General features: G+C 59.8%; 24 protein-coding genes. 16 read left to right on the top strand and 8 right to left on the bottom strand.

What is annotated here, in order from left to right; genetic code table 11:
* Positions 1–27: 27 nt before the first annotated feature.
* Together gluQRS and dksA are read right to left on the bottom strand one after the other, a co-directional pair.
* Entirely contained in the window at positions 28–924 is an 897-nt protein-coding gene (gluQRS, locus tag HDC30_RS27750; RefSeq protein WP_096797550.1) for a tRNA glutamyl-Q(34) synthetase GluQRS, read from the bottom strand.
* 197 nt (positions 925–1,121) lie between these two features.
* On the bottom strand, positions 1,122–1,565 hold the full coding sequence (gene dksA, locus HDC30_RS27745) for an RNA polymerase-binding protein DksA (RefSeq protein ID WP_027614094.1): 444 nt from the start codon (positions 1,563–1,565) through the stop codon (positions 1,122–1,124).
* A gap of 334 nt (positions 1,566–1,899) precedes the next feature.
* Between dksA and HDC30_RS27740 the strand changes: the two genes are divergently transcribed.
* Positions 1,900–3,072 (top strand): pyridoxal phosphate-dependent aminotransferase, encoded by a 1,173-nt coding sequence (locus tag HDC30_RS27740; protein ID WP_097089200.1) that lies wholly within the window; start codon positions 1,900–1,902, stop codon positions 3,070–3,072.
* The gene (sfsA, locus tag HDC30_RS27735) at positions 3,072–3,785 is read left to right on the top strand and encodes a DNA/RNA nuclease SfsA (RefSeq protein ID WP_097089198.1); all 714 of its coding nucleotides are present in this window, start codon (positions 3,072–3,074) and stop codon (positions 3,783–3,785) included. The genes HDC30_RS27740 and sfsA overlap by 1 nt, the downstream gene beginning before the upstream one ends.
* On the opposite strand, the gene HDC30_RS27730 is transcribed toward sfsA, so the two are convergent.
* On the bottom strand, positions 3,782–4,099 hold the full coding sequence (locus HDC30_RS27730; protein ID WP_183786012.1) for a Rieske (2Fe-2S) protein: 318 nt from the start codon (positions 4,097–4,099) through the stop codon (positions 3,782–3,784). The genes sfsA and HDC30_RS27730 overlap by 4 nt on opposite strands.
* Before the next feature lie 162 nt (positions 4,100–4,261).
* On the opposite strand from HDC30_RS27730, the gene HDC30_RS27725 reads away from it, so the two are divergent.
* Genes HDC30_RS27725 through HDC30_RS27710 form a run of 4 tightly spaced genes read left to right on the top strand, consistent with a single transcriptional unit; the run spans position 4,262 to position 7,806 of the window.
* Positions 4,262–5,134 (top strand): hemin ABC transporter substrate-binding protein, encoded by an 873-nt coding sequence (locus HDC30_RS27725; protein ID WP_183786011.1) that lies wholly within the window; start codon positions 4,262–4,264, stop codon positions 5,132–5,134.
* A gap of 50 nt (positions 5,135–5,184) precedes the next feature.
* A complete protein-coding gene (locus HDC30_RS27720; protein ID WP_183786040.1) occupies positions 5,185–6,168 on the top strand; it encodes an iron ABC transporter permease in 984 nt (327 codons plus the stop codon).
* Positions 6,168–6,935 (top strand): heme ABC transporter ATP-binding protein, encoded by a 768-nt coding sequence (locus HDC30_RS27715; protein ID WP_183786009.1) that lies wholly within the window; start codon positions 6,168–6,170, stop codon positions 6,933–6,935. Before HDC30_RS27720 ends, HDC30_RS27715 begins: the two co-directional genes overlap by 1 nt.
* A gap of 19 nt (positions 6,936–6,954) precedes the next feature.
* Positions 6,955–7,806 carry a ChaN family lipoprotein gene (locus tag HDC30_RS27710; protein WP_183786007.1) on the top strand — a complete coding sequence of 284 codons (852 nt, stop codon included), beginning with the start codon at positions 6,955–6,957 and terminating at the stop codon, positions 7,804–7,806.
* Between the two features lie 226 nt (positions 7,807–8,032).
* Here HDC30_RS27710 and HDC30_RS27705 read toward each other — a convergent pair whose 3' ends face one another.
* The 4 genes from HDC30_RS27705 to HDC30_RS27690 all read right to left on the bottom strand — a co-directional run bounded on the left by HDC30_RS27705 (position 8,033) and on the right by HDC30_RS27690 (position 11,395).
* Positions 8,033–8,833: a Crp/Fnr family transcriptional regulator gene (locus HDC30_RS27705; protein ID WP_183786005.1), complete on the bottom strand. Its 801-nt coding sequence runs from the start codon at positions 8,831–8,833 to the stop codon at positions 8,033–8,035.
* 16 nt (positions 8,834–8,849) lie between these two features.
* Positions 8,850–9,122, bottom strand: coding sequence for a TfoX/Sxy family protein (locus HDC30_RS27700; protein WP_003228231.1), 273 nt, complete (start codon positions 9,120–9,122; stop codon positions 8,850–8,852).
* A 280-nt stretch (positions 9,123–9,402) separates the two neighbouring features.
* Positions 9,403–9,747: a pentapeptide repeat-containing protein gene (locus HDC30_RS27695; protein ID WP_003228227.1), complete on the bottom strand. Its 345-nt coding sequence runs from the start codon at positions 9,745–9,747 to the stop codon at positions 9,403–9,405.
* Between the two features lie 91 nt (positions 9,748–9,838).
* Complete coding sequence (locus HDC30_RS27690; protein WP_183786003.1) at positions 9,839–11,395, bottom strand: bifunctional aminoglycoside phosphotransferase/ATP-binding protein; 1,557 nt, start codon at positions 11,393–11,395, stop codon at positions 9,839–9,841.
* A gap of 116 nt (positions 11,396–11,511) precedes the next feature.
* Between HDC30_RS27690 and mrcB the strand changes: the two genes are divergently transcribed.
* The 3 genes from mrcB to HDC30_RS27675 are packed head-to-tail and all read left to right on the top strand — an operon-like array spanning position 11,512 to position 14,943.
* Positions 11,512–13,836 carry a penicillin-binding protein 1B gene (gene mrcB, locus HDC30_RS27685; RefSeq protein WP_183786001.1) on the top strand — a complete coding sequence of 775 codons (2,325 nt, stop codon included), beginning with the start codon at positions 11,512–11,514 and terminating at the stop codon, positions 13,834–13,836.
* Between the two features lie 16 nt (positions 13,837–13,852).
* Positions 13,853–14,608: a tetratricopeptide repeat protein gene (locus HDC30_RS27680; RefSeq protein WP_150367921.1), complete on the top strand. Its 756-nt coding sequence runs from the start codon at positions 13,853–13,855 to the stop codon at positions 14,606–14,608.
* Complete coding sequence (locus HDC30_RS27675) at positions 14,608–14,943, top strand: YqcC family protein (RefSeq protein WP_183785999.1); 336 nt, start codon at positions 14,608–14,610, stop codon at positions 14,941–14,943. The genes HDC30_RS27680 and HDC30_RS27675 overlap by 1 nt, the downstream gene beginning before the upstream one ends.
* Before the next feature lie 114 nt (positions 14,944–15,057).
* Here HDC30_RS27675 and HDC30_RS27670 read toward each other — a convergent pair whose 3' ends face one another.
* Positions 15,058–15,474: a DUF4124 domain-containing protein gene (locus HDC30_RS27670; RefSeq protein WP_183785997.1), complete on the bottom strand. Its 417-nt coding sequence runs from the start codon at positions 15,472–15,474 to the stop codon at positions 15,058–15,060.
* A gap of 399 nt (positions 15,475–15,873) precedes the next feature.
* Between HDC30_RS27670 and HDC30_RS27665 the strand changes: the two genes are divergently transcribed.
* From HDC30_RS27665 to HDC30_RS27635, 7 genes are all read left to right on the top strand, one after another.
* Positions 15,874–17,598 (top strand): acetolactate synthase 3 large subunit, encoded by a 1,725-nt coding sequence (locus HDC30_RS27665; RefSeq protein WP_027614081.1) that lies wholly within the window; start codon positions 15,874–15,876, stop codon positions 17,596–17,598.
* Positions 17,599–17,600: 2 nt separating this feature from the next.
* The gene (ilvN, locus tag HDC30_RS27660) at positions 17,601–18,092 is read left to right on the top strand and encodes an acetolactate synthase small subunit (RefSeq protein ID WP_003205610.1); all 492 of its coding nucleotides are present in this window, start codon (positions 17,601–17,603) and stop codon (positions 18,090–18,092) included.
* 48 nt (positions 18,093–18,140) lie between these two features.
* Entirely contained in the window at positions 18,141–19,157 is a 1,017-nt protein-coding gene (gene ilvC, locus HDC30_RS27655) for a ketol-acid reductoisomerase (RefSeq protein ID WP_007959661.1), read from the top strand.
* 146 nt (positions 19,158–19,303) lie between these two features.
* Entirely contained in the window at positions 19,304–20,161 is an 858-nt protein-coding gene (gene pssA / locus HDC30_RS27650) for a CDP-diacylglycerol--serine O-phosphatidyltransferase (RefSeq protein ID WP_027614080.1), read from the top strand.
* Positions 20,162–20,224: 63 nt separating this feature from the next.
* Positions 20,225–21,238, top strand: a complete 1,014-nt coding sequence (gene msrP / locus HDC30_RS27645; RefSeq protein ID WP_183785995.1) for a protein-methionine-sulfoxide reductase catalytic subunit MsrP — start codon at positions 20,225–20,227, stop codon at positions 21,236–21,238.
* Positions 21,238–21,849: a protein-methionine-sulfoxide reductase heme-binding subunit MsrQ gene (gene msrQ / locus HDC30_RS27640; RefSeq protein ID WP_115988897.1), complete on the top strand. Its 612-nt coding sequence runs from the start codon at positions 21,238–21,240 to the stop codon at positions 21,847–21,849. The genes msrP and msrQ overlap by 1 nt, the downstream gene beginning before the upstream one ends.
* 80 nt (positions 21,850–21,929) lie before the next feature.
* Entirely contained in the window at positions 21,930–22,109 is a 180-nt protein-coding gene (locus HDC30_RS27635) for a hypothetical protein (RefSeq protein WP_183785993.1), read from the top strand.
* The last annotated feature ends 38 nt before the right edge of the window (positions 22,110–22,147 follow it).

Below are 22,147 nucleotides of genomic sequence, written 5' to 3'. Positions count from 1 at the left end.
CGGATGGGCGCGCCACTGCAAGTGTCGTCATTGCAGTTGCGCTTCGGGCAGGGTCAGTGTGCGCGGGATCTTTGTCGCATCCCAGTGGGCTGCGCCCCATTTGAGCAATTCCTCGGGGGTGGCATGCGCCAGCTCGGCACCGGGGTTTTGCCCCAGCGCACGCAAGGCCCGCAACAGCAGCGGCGTGGCCTGATCGGACTCAAGCGGCGGCGAACGGTAGGATTTGCCGAGCTTGTTGCCGTCCGGCTGCGTGATCAATGGCAAGTGCAGATAGCGCGGCTGACGCAGGCCCAACAGTTCTTGCAGGTAGAGCTGGCGCGGCGTGGAATCGAGTAGGTCGGCACCGCGCACGATGTCGGTGATGCCTTGCCAGGCGTCATCCAGCACCACGGCCAGTTGATAGGCGTAGAGGCCGTCGCGGCGGCGAATCACGAAATCGCCGACGTCGCGCCCCAGATGCTGGCGGAACTCGCCCTGCACGCGGTCGATGAAGTGGTATTCCAGTTCCGGCACGCGCAGGCGGATCGCCGCGTCTTGCTGCTCATGCCCGGCATTGCGGCACAAGCCCGGGTAAATGCCGTGATACGGCTCCAGTTGCTTGCGCGAACAGGTGCAGGCGTAGGCCAGGCCGTGATTGAACAGACTGTTGAGGACTTCGGCGTAGGCGTCGTGCCGGTCACTCTGGCGCACCATTTCGCCGTCCCATTCGAAACCGTAGCTTTCCAGCGCTTTGAGAATGGCCGCCTGCGCGCCGGGCTCTTCCCGGGGTGGATCGAGATCTTCCATACGCACCAGCCAGCGCCCGCCGACCGCGCGTGCGTCGAGATAAGAGGCGAGGGCGGCAACCAGCGAACCGAAGTGCAGGTGGCCACTGGGGGTCGGGGCGAAGCGGCCGATGTAGGCGGAAGCGGTTTTGGCAGTCATGGAAACGAAACTACTTTTCAGGCTGTACGCAGGTCAACTTGTGGGAGCGAGCCTGCTCGCGAAAGCTTAGTGTCAGACGATTAAATGTTGAATGACACACTGTTTTCGCGAGCAGGCTCGCTCCCACAAGGGCAAATGGCAAAAGGCAGAAACAAAAACGGAGCGTTCGCACGCTCCGTTTTTCGTTCAGGTCGAGATTACTTGCCGACCTGCTTTTCCTTGATTTCCGCCAGGGTCTTGCAGTCGATGCACAGATCCGCAGTAGGACGGGCCTCGAGGCGCTTGACGCCGATTTCGATGCCGCAGGACTCGCACCAACCGTACTCTTCGTCCTGGATCAGTTCGAGGGTCTTGTCGATCTTCTTGATCAGTTTGCGCTCGCGGTCGCGGGCGCGCAGCTCGAGGGCGAATTCTTCTTCCTGGCTGGCACGGTCGGCCGGGTCAGGGAAGTTGGCCGCTTCGTCTTTCATGTGATCAACAGTACGGTCGACTTCCTGCATCAAGTCCTGTTTCCACTTGTTCAGGATCTTGGTGAAGTGCGCGCGCATCGGGGCGCCCATGTACTCCTCGCCTTCCTTCGGAACGTAAGGTTCGAAGCCGCTGATCGTCACTTGCTGCTGTTGCTTTGCTTGGGTGGGCATGAAATGGACCGCCTCTACTCTTGTAATCCATTGCGCAGGATTGCTCCATCACCGACACCTGCCGGCCCTGCGGCTGCAAGCGGGCGAACTTACCAGATCAATTCGGCCTGCGCTACTCCCGGATGTCGAGGCCCCGGCGGGTGGCGCTTGCAGAAGTCTGGCAAGCCGTGTCTGGCGCTGTTGAAAGCCTGTTCAATCACTGATTTTAGTCAATCCTGGAGCGTACGCTCATATCGTTACAGTCCAGCGTTCTTGAGGCTGTGACCGCGACGGGTTCTCGCTCGTTCCGGCAGATGGGTAGAATCGTTTCTTTTTCCCCGTCGAAGGAAGGCCAATGGCTCAGCCCTACAGTGCGCGCAGTCGTGCGATCGAACCGTTCCATGTGATGGCGCTGCTGGCGCGGGCCAACGAACTGCAGGCCGAAGGTCACGACGTGATCCACCTGGAAATCGGCGAGCCGGACTTCACCACCGCCGAGCCGATCATCCGTGCCGGGCAGGCTGCGCTGACGGCGGGCAAGACCCGCTACACCGCCGCGCGGGGTATTCCCGAGTTGCGCGAGGCGATTTCCGGGTTCTATCAGACACGTTACGGTTTGAACATCGATCCACGACGGATCCTGATCACGCCGGGTGGCTCCGGTGCGCTGTTGCTGGCCAGTGCCTTGCTTGTCGATCCCGGCAAACACTGGCTGCTGGCGGATCCGGGCTACCCGTGCAACCGGCACTTCCTGCGTCTGGTCGAAGGCGCGGCACAACTGGTCCCGGTCGGGCCGGACGTGCGTTACCAACTGACTCCGGATCTGGTGGCGCGGCACTGGGACCACGACAGCGTTGGTGCCTTGGTGGCGTCGCCAGCCAACCCCACCGGGACCATCCTGACCCGCGATGAACTGGCCGGGTTATCCACAGCGATCAAGGCGCGGCACGGGCATCTGGTGGTGGACGAGATCTACCACGGCCTGACTTACGGCACCGATGCCGCCAGCGTGCTGGAAGTCGATGACAGCGCCTTTGTCCTCAATAGTTTCTCCAAATATTTCGGCATGACCGGTTGGCGTCTCGGCTGGCTGGTGGCGCCGGATGCGGCCGTCAGTGAGCTGGAAAAACTCGCGCAGAATCTCTATATCAGCGCGCCGAGCATGGCGCAGCATGCCGCACTGGCCTGTTTCGAGCCGGACACCATCAGCATTCTCGAAGAGCGCCGCGCCGAATTTGGCCGCCGCCGCGACTTCCTGCTGCCGGCGTTGCGCGAGTTGGGTTTCAATATCGCCGTCGAGCCTGAAGGGGCGTTTTACTTGTACGCCGATATCAGCCAGTTCGGCGGTGATGCCTTCGCGTTCTGCCGGCATTTCCTCGAAACCGAGCACGTCGCCTTTACCCCGGGGCTGGATTTCGGTCGTTATCAAGCGGGCCATCATGTGCGTTTTGCCTACACGCAAAACCTCCCTCGCTTACAGGAAGCGGTGGAACGCATCGCTCGCGGTTTGAAGAGCTGGCAAGCCTGATGCGTTTTTATCCGGCTCTGGAAGAGGCGCGGCTGATTCGCCGCTATAAACGTTTTCTGGCTGATGTTGAAACGGTCAATGGCGAGCTGTTGACCCTTCACTGCCCGAACACCGGTTCGATGCTCAACTGCCAGGTCGAGGGCGGGCAGGTGTGGTTCAGTCGCTCAAACGACCCGAAGCGCAAACTGCCCGGCACTTGGGAAATCGGGGAAACGCCGCAGGGCCGGCTGTTCTGCGTGAATACCGGCCGCGCCAACGCCTTGGTTGAGGAGGCGCTGCAAGCCGGAGTCATCAGCGAGTTGAACGGCTTTACGACGCTTAAGCGTGAAGTGGCGTACGGTCAGGAAAAGAGCCGTATCGATTTTCGCCTCGAATACCCGAGTGGCCCGACCTACGTGGAAGTAAAAAGCGTCACGTTAGGCTTCGAGGGAACCAACGTGGCCGCGTTTCCCGATGCGGTCACCCAGCGCGGTGCCAAGCACCTGCGTGAACTGGCGCATTTGGCCCGTGACGGTATTCGTGCGGTGCAGTTGTATTGCGTCAATCTCAGCGGGATCGAGGCGGTGCGGCCGGCCGAGGAAATCGATTCGGCCTACGCCGATGCCCTGCGTGAAGCGGTGGCGTGCGGGGTCGAGGTGTTGGCCTACGGCGTGTGTTTGAACCACGAAGAGATGGTGATCGACCGGCGGCTGGACGTTTTGCTCAACGGTTAAATATCTATCCACAACCCTTTGGCATCTTCGCGGCAGGGGATGGCGGTCAGGGATTGCCCGGCGCAGGGCCCGGCGACGCATTCGCCGTCCTCGATCAGAAACAGTGCGCCGTGGGTGGCGCACTGGATCAGGCTGTTGCTCGGGTCGAGAAACTGGTCGGGGTGCCATTCCAGACCGACGCCGCGATGCGGGCAACGGTTGAGATAAACATAGGCCTGACCATTGCGGCGCACGGCAAACAGTTTATTGCCGTCGATGTCGAAACCGCGGCTGCCCGCCTCAGCGAGATCGGCGCCGGCGCACAAAAACTTCATGGCTATCCTCAAATGTCTGCTCGTTTCAGGAAATGTCCGAGCTTGACGTTTAAATGCAAACAATTATCAAATGGCCGCCTTCGCCCACTGTGCGCAACCGCCGCCAAGGATACTTGGCCCGCCGGTTCGCTGCCCGGGAAAACTTTTCAAGGAAAGCTGCGTATGCGCCTGATTACCCGCGTTGCCGTGCTGTGTGTCGGACTGCTCGCCAGCCTTCAGGCGACAGCTGCCGATTTGCCACAACGTTGGGTCAGCGCCGGTGGGGCGCTTTCGGAGTGGGTGAGTGCATTGGGTGGCGAATCTAAACTGGTCGGCGTCGACACCACCAGCCAGCATCCGCAATCGCTGAAGAAGCTGCCCAGCATCGGCTATCAACGCAGTCTCTCGGCAGAAGGCATTCTCAGTCTGCGCCCGGACATCCTCATCGGCAGCGAGGAAATGGGCCCGCCGCCGGTCATCGCCCAGGTGAAGAGCGCGAAGGTGCGGGTCGAACTGTTCTCGGCACAGCCGGATCTGCCGACCCTGGAAAAAAACGTCACGCATCTGGGGCAGTTGCTCGGCGCGCAAGCCCAGGCGGCGCAGTTGCTGGAAAGTTATCAACAGCAGCTAACCGCGCAGAAAGCCCGAGTCGCCGAGTTGCAGACCAAACATAAAGCGCCCGGTGTGCTGGTGCTGATCGGGCATGCCGGCGGCAAGCCATTGATTGCCGGCAAGGACACTGCCGCCGACTGGCTGCTGCAACGGGCCGGCGGACATAACCTGGCGACGCATACCGGTTACAAGCCGTTCTCCGTGGAGTCGCTGGCCGGGCTCGATCCTGAAGTGCTGGTGTTCGCTGATCGGGCGTTGACCGGCGAGGCGGCGAAAGCTGCGCTGTTCAAGGAAAACCCCATTCTCAATTCAAGCCGCGCGGCCAAGGCCGGACGGGTGCTGGAGCTGGATCCGACGCTGCTGGTCGGCGGGCTCGGGCCGCGTTTACCGGCGGCACTGAAGGATTTGTCTGACGGCATCTACCCGACCGCGAGCGGCCAATGACCGTACTGGTCAAACCACGAAGCCTGTTTATCGGCCTGGCGCTTCTGTGTTTGCTGGCCATCTGGCTGTCGTTGGCGCTGGGGCCGGTGAGCCTGCCGCTGTTCGATACGTTACGCGCTGCATTGCGCATGGTCGGTGTGCCGTTGGCGCCGGACGGTCTGGAGCAGGCCGAGCTGATCCTCGGGCAGATCCGTCTGCCGCGGACCTTGCTCGGTCTGGCCGTCGGCGGTGTGCTGGCACTGTCGGGTGTGGCGATGCAGGGCCTGTTTCGCAATCCGCTGGCCGATCCCGGGTTGGTCGGGGTGTCCAGCGGCGCGGCACTCGGGGCGGCGATTGCGATCGTCGGCGGTTCGTTTTTTGGCGGTTTGCCGGAGTGGTTTGGGCCGTATCTGTTATCGGCGTGCGCATTTCTCGGTGGGCTGGGGGTGACGGCGCTGGTCTATCGACTCGGGCGACGCAACGGCCAGACCAATGTCGCGACCATGCTGCTGGCAGGGATTGCCCTGACGGCGCTGGCCAGCTCGGCAGTCGGGTTGTTCACCTATCTGGCAGATGACGCGACTTTGCGTACGCTGACTTTCTGGAATCTGGGCAGCCTCAATGGCGCCAGTTACGCGCGTTTGTGGCCGTTGCTGATTATCAGCGCTGGCGTCGCGCTGTGGTTGCCGCGGCGTGCCAAGGCGCTGAATGCGTTGTTGCTCGGGGAGTCCGAAGCCGGGCACCTGGGGATCGATGTCGAGCGGCTCAAGCGCGAATTGGTGTTTTGCACTGCGCTGGGTGTTGGCGCGGCGGTAGCGGCAGCCGGGATGATCGGTTTCGTCGGGCTGGTGGTGCCCCATCTGGTGCGTTTATTGGCCGGGCCCGATCACCGGGTGTTGCTGCCAGCGTCGGTACTGGCGGGTGCGAGCCTGTTGTTGCTGGCGGATCTGGTGGCGCGGCTGGCGCTGGCGCCGGCGGAGTTGCCGATCGGTATCGTCACGGCGTTTATCGGCGCGCCGTTCTTCCTCTACCTGTTGCTGCGAGGTCGTGCCTGATGCTGCGTGCGCACAATCTGCACATCCGTCGCGGACGCAAGACCGTCCTCAGCGACGTCACCCTGCAGCTTGAACCCGGTGAGGTGTTGGGTGTGCTCGGACCGAACGGTGCCGGCAAAAGCACCTTGCTCGGTGCCTTGTGCGGTGAGCTGACGGCCAGTGACGGTGAGGTGTTGCTCGACGACAAGGTGCTGAGTCACTGGACAGGTACGCAGCGCGCTCAGCGCCTGGCGGTGTTGCCGCAGGTGTCGACGCTGGATTTTGCCTTTCGCGTGGAAGAAGTGGTCGGCATGGGCCGTCTGCCTTATCAGAGCGGTCGGGCGCGCGACGACGAGATCGTTGCGGCAGCGCTGGCCGCTGCGGATGCCGGGCATCTGAGCGGGCGCAGTTATCTGGCATTGTCAGGCGGCGAGCGCCAGCGTGTCCATCTGGCGCGGGTGCTGGCGCAGTTATGGCCGGGGCAGGTCGGGCAAACCTTGTTGCTGGATGAGCCGACCTCGATGCTCGATCCCTTGCATCAACACACCACGTTGCAAACGGTGCGCGAATTTGCCGATCGTGGCGCGGCGGTGCTGGTCATCCTGCATGATCTGAATCTGGCGGCGCGCTATTGTGATCGGGTATTGCTGCTCGAAGGCGGGCGCCCGGTGGCGCTGGATACGCCGCAGCAAGTCTTGCGACCGGACTCGCTCAAGGCTGTGTTCGGTCTCGAGGTATTGGTGCAGCCGCACCCGGAGCGTGGGCATCCGCTGATCATCGCCCGCTGATTTCTATCGAGGTGATGCTATGCGCGGGATCTGGTTGGTAGCCGTATTGTGGCTTGCGGGGTGTCAGCATGTTGCTGCGCCGCCACCGGTCAGCGGTGAGATTCGCGATCTGCACAGCGGCCAGGTGTTGACGGCTCAGGAACTGCTGACGCATCTGGCCAAGCCGCACCAACTGATCATCGGCGAACAGCATGACAATGCCGATCACCACGCCGTGCAGTTATGGTTGCTGCAAGCGCTTGGGGAACAGCGCCCTCAGGGCAGTCTGCTGCTTGAGATGCTTACGCGGAATCAACAGCCGAAAGTTGATCAAGTTCGCCGCGCAGCAACGCCCCCCACTGATCTTCCCGCCGCACTGGCCTGGCAGGATGGCTGGGACTGGAATCTCTATGGACCGATTGTTCGGTTCGCCCTCACGCAAGGCTATCCACTGTTGGCGGCCAATCTGGACGACAGTGAAATCCGCGCGTTCTATCGTCAGTCGCCAGCCCTGATTGGAGTTCGCAGCAATGCGGCATCGGTGAAGTCCGCGCTGCTTGAGCAGATCAGCGATTCACATTGCGGCTTGCTGCCCAAATCGCAGATGCCGGCGATGCTCGCGGTTCAGCAACAGCGTGATCGACGCATGGCTGAACGTTTGCTGGCAGCGCCGACGCCAGCCTTGCTGCTGGCGGGTGCCTGGCATGCGCGCAAGGATGCTGGCGTGCCGCTGCATGTTCTGGATCTGGGCGTAGCCCAAGCGCCAACGGTGCTGATGCTGGCCGAGCAGGGCGCCGAGGTTACTGTGGCGATGGCCGATTACGTCTGGTACACCCCGGCCACGCCCGCGCAGGATTACTGCGCACAGATGCGCAAACAATTTGGCCAATGACTTTTCCACAGGCAAAAAAAGACCCGGTAAAAACCGGGTCAAATAACCGTGATTAGCCTGATGAGGAGATAATCTGAGAGTCCGAACCAAGGGCTTTTCAGAATATCGACTGATCTCGCGACCAGTTGTGATAATCATAGCGATTCTCATTAGCGAGTCAACCACTGTTTTTCCATTTGCTTGATTTAGTCGTGCAAATGGCCGGAATGTCCCGGAAACAAGGGACTTAACGCGCAGCTTTCACCGCGCTCAGTTGCGTGATCTGCTGATTGAGCTGGCCAATACGCCGGGCCATGCTCTCAATCAGGCTGTGGGCAATCTTCGGATTGTTGCGGGTCATGCTCAGAAACTGCTCGCCTGGAATCAGCATCACCGTGCTTGGCTCGTGAGCGATGACAGTGGCATTGCGCGGTTCACCGGTGAACACCGCCATGGCGCCGAAAATCTCGTCCTTGGGCACTTCGCCGACCTTGTGCCCATCAACAAACGCTTCGGCATGCCCCTCAATGATCACGAAGACGTGATCAGCGGCATCGCCCTGCCGGATCAACACCTCACCACTCTCGACCCGTTTGAAGCCATTGGTGCTGCGAAACTCCCGTGGCTTCAGTTCGGCCACCGCGTGAGCCAGCAGCGCCATCTGCCCCAGCAGATACTCAAGCCATTGCTCGGCCCGGCCCGGTTCGGCATACAAATGCTGGAACAGTTCGGTTCGCCGATAGGGCAACAAGCGCGATGGCCCTTCGCTGCGCAGTCGGCAATCGGCCCAGGCGTCACCTTGCTGTAGACCGAGCAGATCACCTTCCTGCCAGTAAAACAACGCACGGCCGCCGATGTAGCCGTGGATCACGCCTTCTGTCAGCAGAAACAGCTGATCGTGTGGGAGCTGCGCCATCAGGTCGTCAGAGACTTCTGGCTCAAAGGCTCGCCCGCACGGCGCAAGGCCTTCCAGCCAGCGCGCGGGCAAGCTCTGCAAACGATTGATCAGTGCATCGACCGGTGCCGATTGTTCCCCGAGCAAATACATGGCCGTCAGCGCCTGTTCAGTTCTTGTGACGCGAGGAGATGGCTTCGAGCTGCTTGTTCAAGGCGTCTTTGCGTTCGGCCGGGATGTCGTTCCAGTGCACATCCATCAGCGCCCCTTCGATCGCGTACAACAACACCTTTGATGCGCGAAACCCGCGGGTACGCACGGCCCGATAGGCGTCCACCGCCCCCAGGCGACGCAAGTCCGAGGCGCTGTGGATGCCCACGGCATGCAGCCACTGCGCCGACGTCTTGCCAAGATTCTTCAGGTGTTGCAGTTCATCATTCATCAAGCCTCCTTGCGACGGCCGAATGGTGCGTGGGCGATCTTCTCAGGAGTGTAGCCATCAGTAGGAAAAGCGTGGTTGTTTGGTCGGATTAGACGCAAACGCTACTAAGAAAGGGGCTGTAAACGCAGAAAGGAGGGAAGAAACTCTTAGATAATGTGGGAGCGGGCTTGCTCGAGAAGGGGGGCTTTCAGCCAACAGATGTATCGACTGACACTACGCCTTCGCGAGCAAGCCCGCTCCCACAGGGGAAAGGCGTCGGGTCAGAGAAAGATAAAAATTATCAGCGAGTACGATAGCGCAGGCGGGTGCCGAAATTCATCGACATCAGGATCTCGTCCGCACTCAGTTCCGGCGGGAAGTACGCGCCGGAAATCTGCGCATGGGCCAGGCTCGCGCCTTCGAGTGATGCATTACGGAAGTCGATGCCACGCAAATCGGCAGAGCGGAAGTAGGCGTCCCGGAAATCCACGCCATCGGCGTTCAGTTCACGCAAGTCGAGACCACGGAAGTCGCCACCGACCATGTCGATCGGGCCGTCGTTCGGGCGTTCTTTGTTGAAGCCTGCGATGTCGTCTTTGTGCAGCAGGGCATAAAGCGGGGTGTCGAGAAGTTTCGGCTGGCTCATGTCACATCACCTGTTGGTTTTATGACGCCAGTATAGTGCCACTATTTGACGGCCGTGAAGCAAGCGGGGGCTTCACGGCCGAAATAGTTTCTTACAGGCCTGGCAGGCGCTGGCGGATCTGTGCGACTACGGTGTCGAGGGTCCCGCTTTCATTGGTCTGTACGCGTTTGCTGCGCAGAATTTCTTCTGGCGTCAGCGCTTCGCGGCTGGCCTGCTGGGCCTCGATGACCGCCAGCGTGGCGTCGGAAGGATCTTTCTTGTCAGCCTGACGAATCGCCAGCCAGCTCTCGATCACGGCTTGCGGTGCGTTGCAGTCGAGAATCAGGAACGGCGTGCCGGTGGCCTCGGCCACTTGAGCGGCGTTGTCGCGTTGCTCGCGCTTGAGGTAGGTCGCATCGATCACCACCGGGAAACCGGCGTGCAGGATCACTCCGGCAATCTCATGCAGGCGGGCATAGGTGGCAACGCTGGCGTCGGCGCTGTAAATCCCGGCCTGCACGTCGTTGGCTACGGTTTGCTCGCCGAACAGGCGCTTGCGCTCAACGTCGGAACGCAGGCGAATCGCGCCCAGCGCTTCGACCAGACGCATCGCCACGTGGCTCTTGCCGACAGCCGATACGCCGTGGGTGATGGCCATGAAGCGCGAAGGAATGGTGCTGTAGCTTTCCGCCAGGTTGGCGTAGTTGCGGTACTGGCGCAGGGTGGTTGCGCGCTGCACTGGTGTGGCATCCGCCGGCATGCTGAACAGCGCGACTTTGGCGCGAACCAGTGCGCGGTAGGCTTTATAGAAGTTCAGCACTTCCAAGCCTTGATAGTCGCCGGTCAGCTCCAGGTACTGGCTGATGAAGCGGCGGGCCAGGGATTTCAGGCCACGGTCTTCCAGGTCCATCGCCAGGAAACCGGTGTCGGCCCAGACGTCAGTGAAGCGGAACGGTTCGTTGAACTCGATGCAGTCGAAGATCACCACTTTGCCATTGATGACAGTGGCGTTGCCCAGGTGGATGTCACCGTGGCATTCGCGAGTGAAACCCTCGGCCTTGCGCTGGCTGAACAGTGCCTTGAGACGATCGAAGCTGCTTTCGGCCCAGGCTTGCAGGGCTTCGAGTTGCAGCAGATCGTTTTTGTCGCTGAGGAACGGCAGGATCTGCTCGAAGTTCTGGCGCACCGGGGCCATCACGCTGTCCGGGGTACCGGCGTCGTGCTCGGCCGGGACTTTTGGCGCACTGAGGTGGAATTTGGCGATCTGCTCGGCCATTTCATCAATGTGCTGGGTGGTCAGCTCACCGTTGGCTTGCAGGGTGCTGAGCAGGCCGGTCTGCGGGAATTGACGCATCTTCAGCACATATTCGATCACCGGGCCGTCGCCACCCAGTTGTGGCGCATCAACGCTGCCGGTCACTGGCAACACGTCCAGATACAAATCGTCGGTCAGACGCTTGTTCAGGCGCAGCTCTTCAGCACAGAAATGAGCGCGGGATTCGAGGCCGGTGAAGTCAAGGAAGCCGAAATTCACTGGCTTCTTCACTTTATAAGCAAACGGGCCGGTGAGGATCACCCACGAGATATGGGTTTCGATGACCTGGAACCCTTCGACGGGGTGCGGGTAGAGGGCCGGGTTTTGCAGGGCAGCGATCAGGGACTGGCTCACGGGCGATCCTTCAGAGACTGGGAAATTCGAGGTCGCCATTATGGCCGCTCGCCAGCCTGACGCAAACCTCGGAGCGCTCCTGTTGAGTATGAATAAAGTGCGTATAATCCGCCGCCATGACTCGAACTCGATCCCCCCGTACCAAGAAAAAACCAGTCTCCAAGGGCCTCAGCCCGTGGTTGAGCTGGGCCATTAAACTCAGTCTGGTCGGCCTTGTGGTGCTGGCCGGCTTCGCCGTTTACCTCGATGCCGTGGTGCAGGAGAAGTTCTCCGGCAAGCGCTGGACCATCCCGGCCAAGGTATACGCGCGTCCGCTTGAGCTGTTCGTCGGACAAAAGCTGAGCAAGGACGATTTCCTCACCGAACTCGATGCCCTGGGCTATCGCCGCGAAGCCGTGAGCAATGGCCCCGGCGCTGCCGCCGTCAACGGCAATACCGTTGATCTGAATACCCGCGGCTTCCAGTTCTATGAAGGCCTGGAAAAAGCCCAGCCAGTACGCGTGCGTTTCTCTGGCGACTATGTGGCCGAGCTCTCCGGGCTCAACGGCGGTAAATTGTCCGTGGTGCGGCTTGAGCCGCTGATGATCGGCGGCATTTACCCGAAAAACCTTGAAGACCGCATCCTGATCAAGCTCGATCAGGTGCCGCCGTACCTGCTCGATACTTTGATCGCGGTGGAAGACCGGGACTATTACAGCCACTGGGGCGTGTCGCCGAAATCGATTGCCCGGGCGATCTGGGTCAACACCTCTGGCGGCAAGATGACCCAGGGCGGCAGTACGCTGACCCAGCAACTGGTGAAGAACTTCTACCTGACCAACGAGCGCAGCCTGAGCCGTAAGCTCACTGAAGCGATGATGGCGATGCTGCTGGAGCTGCACTACGACAAAAAGGAAATCCTTGAGGCCTACCTCAATGAAGTCTTTGTCGGCCAGGACGGTCAGCGTGCCGTGCACGGCTTTGGTCTGGCCAGTCAGTTCTTCTTCGGTCAGCCACTCTCCGAGCTGAAGCTGCATCAGGTCGCGCTGCTGGTCGGCATGGTCAAAGGTCCGTCCTACTACAACCCGCGCCGCAATCCCGAGCGTGCGCTGGAACGGCGTAACCTGGTGCTCGACGTGCTTGAGCAGCAAGGCGTGGCGACTGCCGAACAGGTTGAAGCGGCGAAGAAAATGCCCTTGGGCGTGACCACGCGCGGCAAGCTTGCCGACAGCTCGTTCCCGGGCTTTATCGATCTGGTCAAACGCCAGTTGCGCGAAGACTATCGCGACGAGGACTTGACCGAAGAAGGCTTGCGGATCTTCACCAGTTTCGACCCGATTCTGCAGATGAAGGCCGAAGCGTCGGTGAATGACACCTTTAAACGCTTGGCTGGACGCAAGGGCTCCGATGACGTGGAAGCGGCGATGGTCGTGACCAACCCGGAAACCGGCGAAGTGCAGGCGATGATCGGTAGTCGTCAGGCCAGTTATGCCGGTTTCAACCGGGCGCTGGACGCCGTGCGGCCGATCGGTTCCCTGGTCAAGCCAGCGGTGTATCTGACCGCACTGGAAAAACCGAGCCGTTACACGCTGACCAGTTGGCTGTCGGATGATCCGCTGTCGATCAAAGGCGCGGACGGCCAGGTGTGGAAGCCACAGAACTACGACCGTCGCTCCCACGGCACAGTCTTCCTCTATCAAGGGCTGGCGCATTCGTACAACCTGTCGACCTCGCGCCTGGGTCTGGAAGTCGGTGTGCCGAATGTGCTCAAGACCCTTGCGCGTCTGGGCGTGACCCGGGAATTCCCGGCGTTCCCGTCGATGTTGCTGGGTGCTGGCGGCATGACCCCGATCGAAGTGGCGACCATGTATCAGACCCTCGCCAACGGTGGTTTCAATACGCCGATGCGCGGGATTCGCAGTGTGCTGACCGCCGAGGGCGAGCCGCTCAAGCGTTATCCGTTCCAGATCGAGCAGCGTTTCGATCCGGCGTCCATCTACCTGATCCAGAACGCCATGCAGCGGGTGATGCGTGAAGGTACCGGCAGCTCGGTTTATAACGTGCTGCCCAAGACCCTGACGCTGGCCGGCAAGACCGGTACCAGTAACGATTCGCGTGACAGCTGGTTCGCCGGTTTCAGTCAGGATCTGCTGGCCGTGGTCTGGCTGGGTCGCGACGACAACGGCAAGACCCCGTTCACCGGGGCGACCGGTGCATTGCAGGTCTGGACCAGTTTCATGCGCAAGGCCGATCCGCTGCCGCTGGACATGCCACAGCCGGACAACGTCGTGCAGGCGTGGGTCGATTCGCGTACCGGGCAAGGCTCCGATGCCAACTGTCCGGGGGCGGTGCAGATGCCGTATATTCGCGGCAGCGAACCGCCACCCGGCGCCGCGTGTGCAAGCGAAACGCCTGCCTCGCCGGAGTCGGTGATGGATTGGGTCAAGGGCTGGATGAATTAAGCAAAGAGGGTTTCAAGTGAACAAGTGGTTGATTCCGGCGGTGACTGCCGTGGCTTTGCTCAGTGGCTGCTCTACCGTACAGCGTGGTTCGATCCCGGTGGTGGACGCCGGCACAGCCGTGTCCAACAGCGAACGGCTGTCGGCCAACGGCGGTTTCCGCAAGACGACGGTCAAACGCCCAGTCCAGGGCCAGGCGCAATCCCAGGCCATCCCGCAAGGCGATACCGGCGTGGTGGTGATGGTGCCGGGTGGTGGCGCCACAACATCGGCGCCGATCAGCTCCTCGCCGATCGTGCCGGGCCCGGCTTCCGGCGGAATCACCGCAGGGCCGTACAACCCGTCGCCGGTCGAGTCGGCACCGATCAACTCCGGCAGCTACAGCATGCCTTCAACGCCAAGCGGGATTCCTTCGGCCAGCAGTGGCGGTGGTCTGTCGGCGGACGAACAGCTCGATGGCCCGGTGCTCGCCTTGCTGACCACTGCGCAACAGCAGCAGGCCGGTGGCGACCTCAACGGTGCGTCTTCCAGTCTGGAGCGCGCTCAACGCGTTGCCCCGCGTGAGCCGCAAGTGCTCTATCGTCTGGCGCAAGTACGCATGGCTCAAGGTGATGCGCCACAGGCCGAGCAGTTCGCCCGTCGTGCACTGACCATGGCCAACGGTCGTCCGGACTTGCAGGCCAACCTATGGGAGATCATCGCGCAGTCCCGTGAGAAACAAGGCGATTCCGCCGGCGCAGCGCTGGCTCGTCAGAAGGCCAAGGTTTCGCTGTGATGGATTCCCGTTTCCCGAAAATCGCCGATCAGTTGCTGCTGATCGAGCGTGAACTGCGCGCGCAGGGTTGGTGGGACGAGGTCCAGCCGTCCCCCGAGGCTTTGAGCAGTGTGGAGCCGTTTTCGGTCGACACGCTGGATTTCGAGCAATGGCTGCAGTGGATCTTCCTGCCACGGATGAAGATGATCCTTGAGCAGGATCTGCCGTTGCCCAATGCCTCGGGCATTCAGGAAATGGCCGAAATGGTCTTTGCCCAGCGTAATCTGCAGGGCAAGGATCGACAGCTGCAGGTGCTGCTCAAAGAGTTCGACCTGCTGATTACCGCCTCGCGCTAGTGCCGATCTCCCTGTAGGAGCTGCCGCAGGCTGCGATCTTTTGATCTGCTCTTGGAAGCAAGGTCAAAAGATCGTCCGATCGCGGCCCGAGCCTGCGGCAGCTCCTACAGGTGTCTATTCGCAGTTCTGCGCAATCTGCTTCTGCGCTTCGACAATGCGCTCCTGACGCTGCGCATCATCCAGTCGCCGCAATTGCCCATCTACTTCTTCCCTCAAACGCGGATTGTTCTGCAATTGCGCCAGGTTCGTCCGTGCCTGTTCGCAAAATGCCTTGAGCTGCGCCTGCTGCTCTGCCACCTGTTTCTTCACCTTGTCGTCGATGGCTTTCTGATCGCCCAGCGCACCACTGCCAGGCATGGCGGCAGGTTTCGTTGGGGGCGAGGAGGGCGTCTGCACAGTCGTCGCCGGCAGCCCTTGCGGTGGCTGCGCATCGAAGTGCGTGACGCCCTGGGCATCTACCCATTTGTAGATCTGAGCGGCCGAGCACCAGGGGCTGAGGCCGATCAGCAGAGTTAACAGAAGCGTTCGCATGCTGATTCCTTGGCAAAATTGCGCAATTGACGCTAACAGAGTAGCTGTTTTCAGGTTTTTTCTTGCGTTCTCATGTGCTTACCCACAATTAAGCACATTGACGGCTTGACTTGGAGAGGGCGAAACAGAAGAATCCAAAGTCCGCTGTAGAGGGACTGCCAGAAGCAGACCCACTCGGTAGATCATGAGGCGCATATCCGCGTCGACCTGTTACACCCGCAACGCGTTACCTCGCGCTGGGTGGGAAAGGCCCGCAACACTTGGGACGATCCCAATACTTGCTCAGTCAGTGCTGACGTAGTCGGCGACCACCGTCGCTCATGCTCTGCCGAGAAGTAAACCTATTAAGACCCGCCCCTTTTGTGTGGACGGTATTCTGGCGTTTTAGAGGTGAACAACGTGGAGCTTTTATCTGGCGGTGAGATGCTCGTCCGCTTCTTGCGTGACGAAGGCGTCAAATATATCTACGGGTACCCGGGTGGTGCTCTCCTGCATGTTTACGATGCCCTGTTCAAAGAACCGGAAGTGACCCACATCCTGGTTCGTCACGAACAAGCGGCTACCCATATGGCTGACGGCTACGCCCGTGCCACCGGTAAAGCCGGCGTGGTATTGGTGACATCAGGTCCTGGCGCCACAAACGCCATCACCGGAATCGCCACCGCCTATATGGATTCGATTCCAATGGTGATCATTTCCGGTCAGGTGCCAAGCACCATGGTCGGCACCGACGCGTTCCAGGAAACCGACATGATCGGTATCTCCCGGCCGATCGTGAAGCACAGCTTCATGATCAAGCACGCCTCGGAAATCCCGGAAGTCATGAAGAAGGCCTTCTACCTGGCGCAATCCGGTCGTCCGGGCCCGGTCGTGGTCGATATCCCGAAAGACATGACCAACCCGGCCGAGAAGTTCGAATACATCTTCCCGAAAAAAGCCAAGCTGCGTTCCTACAGCCCGGCCGTCCGCGGCCACTCCGGGCAAATCCGCAAGGCGGCAGAAATGCTCCTGGCGGCCAAACGCCCAGTGCTCTATTCCGGTGGCGGCGTGATCCTCGGCAACGGTTCCGCACCGCTGACCGAACTGGCGAAAATGCTCAACCTGCCAGTGACCAACACCTTGATGGGCCTGGGCGGTTTCCCTGGCACCGACCGGCAGTTCATCGGCATGCTCGGCATGCACGGCAGCTACACCGCCAACCTGGCGATGCACCATGCCGACGTGATCCTGGCTGTCGGCGCGCGTTTCGATGACCGTGTGATCAACGGCGCGGCGAAGTTCTGCCCGAACGCCAAGATCATCCACATCGACATCGACCCGGCTTCGATCTCCAAGACTATCAAGGCCGACGTGCCAATCGTTGGCCCGGTGGAGAGCGTCCTGACCGAAATGGTCGCGATCCTCAAGGAAATCGGCGAGACCCCGAACAAGGAGTCCGTTGCCAGTTGGTGGAAGCAAGTCGATGAGTGGCGCGGTGATCGCGGCTTGTTCCCTTATGAAAAGGGCGACGGCAGCCTGATCAAGCCGCAGACCGTGATCGAGACCCTGTGCGAAGTGACCAAGGGCGATGCCTTCATCACTTCCGACGTGGGCCAGCACCAGATGTTCGCGGCGCAGTACTACACGTTCAACAAGCCGAACCGCTGGATCAACTCCGGTGGCCTGGGCACCATGGGCTTCGGTTTCCCGGCGGCCATGGGCATCAAGTTGAGCTTCCCGGATGACGACGTTGCGTGCGTCACTGGCGAAGGCAGCATCCAGATGAACATCCAGGAGCTGTCGACCTGCCTGCAATATGGCTTGCCGGTGAAAATCGTCATCCTGAACAACGGTGTTCTGGGGATGGTTCGTCAGTGGCAGGACATGAGCTACGGCAGCCGTCACTCGCACTCTTATATGGAGTCGCTGCCTGACTTCGTCAAACTGGCTGAAGCCTACGGTCACGTCGGCGTGCGCATCACCGATTCGAAGGATTTGAAGTCGAAGATGGAAGAGGCGTTCGCCATGAAAGATCGTCTGGTGGTGATCGATATTTCGGTCGATACCAGCGAGCACGTCTATCCGATGCAGATCAAAGACGGCTCCATGCGCGATATGTGGCTGAGCAAGACGGAGCGTACTTAATCATGCGGCACATTATTTCCCTGCTTCTGGAAAACGAACCCGGCGCTTTGTCTCGCGTAGTCGGCCTGTTCTCGCAGCGCAACTACAACATTGAAAGCCTGACGGTGGCGCCAACCGAAGACCCGACGCTGTCGCGTCTGACGCTGACCACTGTCGGCCACGATGAAATCATCGAGCAGATCACCAAAAACCTGAACAAGCTGATCGAAGTGGTCAAGCTGGTGGACCTGTCGGAAAGCGCTCACATCGAGCGCGAGCTGATGCTGGTCAAGGTCAAGGCCACTGGCGCCCAGCGCGCCGAGATCAAACGCACCACCGATATTTACCGTGGACAGATCGTCGACGTCAGCGCCAGCGTGTATACCGTTCAACTGACCGGTACCAGCGACAAGCTCGACAGCTTCATTCAGTCCATCGGCACCGCATCGATTCTGGAAACCGTCCGTAGCGGCGTGACCGGCATTGCCCGCGGCGACAAAGTACTCAGCATCTAAACCAAATTAGCGAATGGCCTGAACGGCCTGGATATATAGGGGAAATTCATGAAAGTTTTCTACGATAAAGACTGCGACCTGTCGATCATCCAGGGCAAGAAAGTTGCCATCATCGGTTACGGTTCCCAGGGCCACGCCCAAGCGTGCAACCTGAAAGATTCCGGTGTCGACGTAACCGTCGGTCTGCGTAAAGGTTCGGCTACCGTTGCCAAAGCCGAAGCTCACGGCCTGAAAGTGACCGACGTGGCCGCCGCTGTTGCCGGCGCCGACCTGGTCATGATCCTGACCCCGGACGAATTCCAGTCCCAGCTGTACAAGAACGAAATCGAGCCGAACATCAAGAAAGGCGCCACCCTGGCCTTCTCCCACGGTTTCGCGATCCACTACAACCAGGTTGTTCCGCGTGCCGACCTCGACGTGATCATGATCGCGCCGAAAGCGCCGGGTCACACCGTGCGTTCCGAGTTCGTGAAGGGCGGCGGTATCCCTGACCTGATCGCGATCTACCAGGACGCTTCGGGCAACGCCAAAAACGTTGCACTGTCCTACGCAGCTGGCGTGGGTGGCGGTCGCACCGGCATCATCGAAACCACCTTCAAGGACGAGACCGAAACCGACCTGTTCGGCGAACAAGCCGTACTGTGCGGCGGTACCGTTGAGCTGGTGAAAGCCGGTTTCGAAACTCTGGTTGAAGCTGGCTACGCGCCGGAAATGGCCTACTTCGAATGCCTGCACGAACTGAAGCTGATCGTTGACCTCATGTACGAAGGCGGTATCGCCAACATGAACTACTCGATCTCCAACAACGCCGAATACGGCGAGTACGTGACCGGTCCGGAAGTGATCAACGCCGAATCCCGTCAGGCCATGCGCAACGCCCTGAAACGTATTCAGGACGGCGAATACGCCAAAATGTTCATCAGCGAAGGCGCGACCGGCTACCCTTCGATGACCGCCAAGCGTCGTAACAACGCCGCTCACGGTATCGAAATCATCGGCGAGCAACTGCGCTCCATGATGCCGTGGATCGGTGCCAACAAGATCGTCGACAAAGCCAAAAACTAAGTCGTCATCCTTGTACGAAAAACGCGGCCTCGGCCGCGTTTTTTCGTTTGAAACCGATGGTTCTGGTATAAAGCTGCATCGTTTGTGGCCGAACCGTCGTCACAGGCACCTGTCGAAACTTTCCAAACCGTTGCAAGGTAATGTCCATGAGCGAACGTCCCGAAGAGCCGAACCAGGCTTCTGACGCCGAAAGCCTGCTGCCCATCGATGAACATGTCGAGGAAGGGCACGACGCAGAAGGTCGTAAAGTCCGGCATCGTGGTATCTATCTGCTGCCGAATCTGTTCACCACTGCGAACCTGTTCGCAGGGTTTTATTCCATCATCAACTCGATGAGTGCCCAGGCTGCCTTGAGCGCCGGTGACTCTGCGAATGCGAGCAAGTATTTCGCCTTCGCCGCGATCGCGATTTTTGTGGCCATGGTGCTCGATGGTCTTGATGGCCGTGTAGCGCGCATGACCAATACGCAAAGTGCCTTCGGCGCCGAATATGACTCGTTGTCGGACATGGTCGCGTTCGGTGTAGCGCCGGCGCTGCTGGCCTTTGGCTGGGCATTGGGCGACATGGGCAAGGTCGGCTGGATGGTCGCCTTCATCTATGTCGCCGGTGCAGCATTGCGTCTGGCGCGTTTCAATACCCAGGTCGGAACTGCGGACAAGCGCTATTTCATTGGTCTGGCCAGCCCGGCGGCCGCAGGCGTGGTGGCGGGTATCGTCTGGGCGTTCAGCGATTACGGCATTCAGGGTTCGAAGATGTCGTTCCTGGTCGCCTTGATGGTGGCGGCTGCCGGCATGCTGATGGTCAGCAACATCAAGTACAACAGCTTCAAGGAGCTGGACTTGAAGGGGCGCGTGCCGTTCGTGGCGATCCTCGCCGTGGTGCTGGTGTTCGCCGTGGTGTTCAGCGATCCACCGCGAATTCTACTGCTGGTGTTCCTCGGTTACGCCGCTTCCGGCCCTGTGCAATACCTGTTGCGTCTTCGTCGTCACAAAAACGCCGAATGATGTAATTTCCCGCATACTCCGCAGTCTATGGGTGCATCTGTCCTCCAAAACTGCGGAGTTGCCATGCTGATCAAAATCCCCAAAGCGTCCGACTGCCATGAGTTGGATGTCACGCCTGAATCCATTTATCTTTCTCGTCGCCAATTGCTCGGAGCTACCGCTGCCGGTATCGCCGTGAGCAGCCTGCCGCGTTGGGCCAGCGCTGAAGACGCGGCGCGTTATGCCGATGTCGAGCCGGGCAAAGCGCCTGCCTGGTTTGCCGATAAGCTCCCTTCTACCAAGTGGGGCGCCGTCAACGTCAAGGATGAGGCGATCACGCCTTATAAAGACGCGACCCATTACAACAACTTCTATGAGTTCGGCACCGACAAGGGTGATCCGGCGGCCAATGCCGGTTCGCTGAAAACCGAGCCGTGGAGCGTGGTCGTGGACGGGGAGGTGGGTAAGCCAGGGCGTTACGCGCTGGAAGACCTCATGAAGCCGTACCAGTTGGAGGAGCGTATCTATCGCCTTCGCTGTGTTGAGGCGTGGTCGATGGTCATCCCGTGGATTGGCTTTCCGATCTCTGCGTTGCTCAAGCAGGTCGAACCGACCTCTAAGGCCAAATACATTCGCTTTGAGACTCTGCAGGATCCCAAAAGCATGCCGGGTCAGCGCTCAGGTTTCGCCCTGATCGACTGGCCATATGTAGAAGGCCTGCGTCTGGACGAGGCGATGAATCCATTGGCGATTCTGGCGGTTGGCATGTATGGGCGCGAATTACCGAATCAGAACGGTGCGCCGTTGCGTCTGGTGGTGCCGTGGAAGTACGGCTTCAAAAGTGTGAAGTCCATTGTGCGGATCAGTCTGGTCAGCGAGCAGCCCAAGACCACTTGGCAGAGCATCGCGGCAGATGAATACGGTTTTTATGCCAATGTGAATCCGTCGGTCGATCACCCGCGCTGGACTCAGGCGCGGGAGCGGCGTCTACCGAACAGTCTGTTCAAGCCGAATGTGCGTGATACGCAGATGTTCAACGGCTACGCGGATGAAGTCGCTTCTTTATATACAGGGCTCGATCTGCGGAAGAACTACTGATGCGATATCCGTTCTGGCGTGTAGGCGTTTTTATCGCTGCGGCGATTTGGCCATTGCTCTGGTTTTATCAAGCGTTCGCCGATTTGCTCGGGCCGGATCCTGGCAAAGTCCTGGTTGATCGATTGGGGCTGGGGACGTTGGTATTGCTGTTGATTACATTGAGCATGACGCCGTTGCAGAAATTGACGGGGTGGGCGGGCTGGATTGCTGTGCGCCGTCAGTTGGGACTTTGGTGTTTTGCCTATGTGGTTCTGCATTTGTTCAGCTATATGGCGTTTATCCTCGGCTTCGACTGGTCGCAGTTGGGCGTGGAGTTGCGTAAGCGGCCATACATTATTGTCGGCACACTGGGTTTTCTCGGGTTGTTGGCGTTGGCAGTAACCTCTAATCGCTACAGCCAGCGTCATTTAGGTGTGCGCTGGAAGAAACTGCATCGGTTGGTCTACGTGATTCTGGGGCTGGGATTGCTTCATATGTTGTGGATCGTGCGTGCTGATCTCAAGGAGTGGGCGATCTATGCCTTTGTGGGGGCGGCGCTTTTGCTGCTGCGGGTGCCTGCCATAGCGCGTCGAATCCCGCGTTTGCTGACTAAAAAGCAGGTTTTGCAATAAAACTGAAATTAACGGTTGACGGCAGATTCAGGAGGTCTATAATTCGCCCCACTTCCGGCGCAGTCGAAACGGAAAACTTCTTGAAATTCAATGAGTTACGCAGTTTTCGGCAGCGGCTTGCTTCAGTTAATCGAAGCCTGGAGGGAGTTGAAAGAGCGGTGATGTTTGGCTCTTTTGACGGTTCGATCTTCTCGGTCGAAAGTGGAGAAAAAGAGGTGTTGACAGCGGCGTGTAACGCTGTAGAATTCGCCTCCCGCTAACGAGAGATCGGAAGCGCAAGTGGTTGAAGTTGTTGAAG

This window comes from Pseudomonas sp. JAI115, assembly GCF_014200835.1.
Lineage (GTDB): Bacteria > Pseudomonadota > Gammaproteobacteria > Pseudomonadales > Pseudomonadaceae > Aquipseudomonas > Aquipseudomonas putida_A.
The sequence above is the reverse complement of the archived record's forward strand: the minus strand, read 5'-3'. Positions and strand labels throughout refer to the sequence as shown.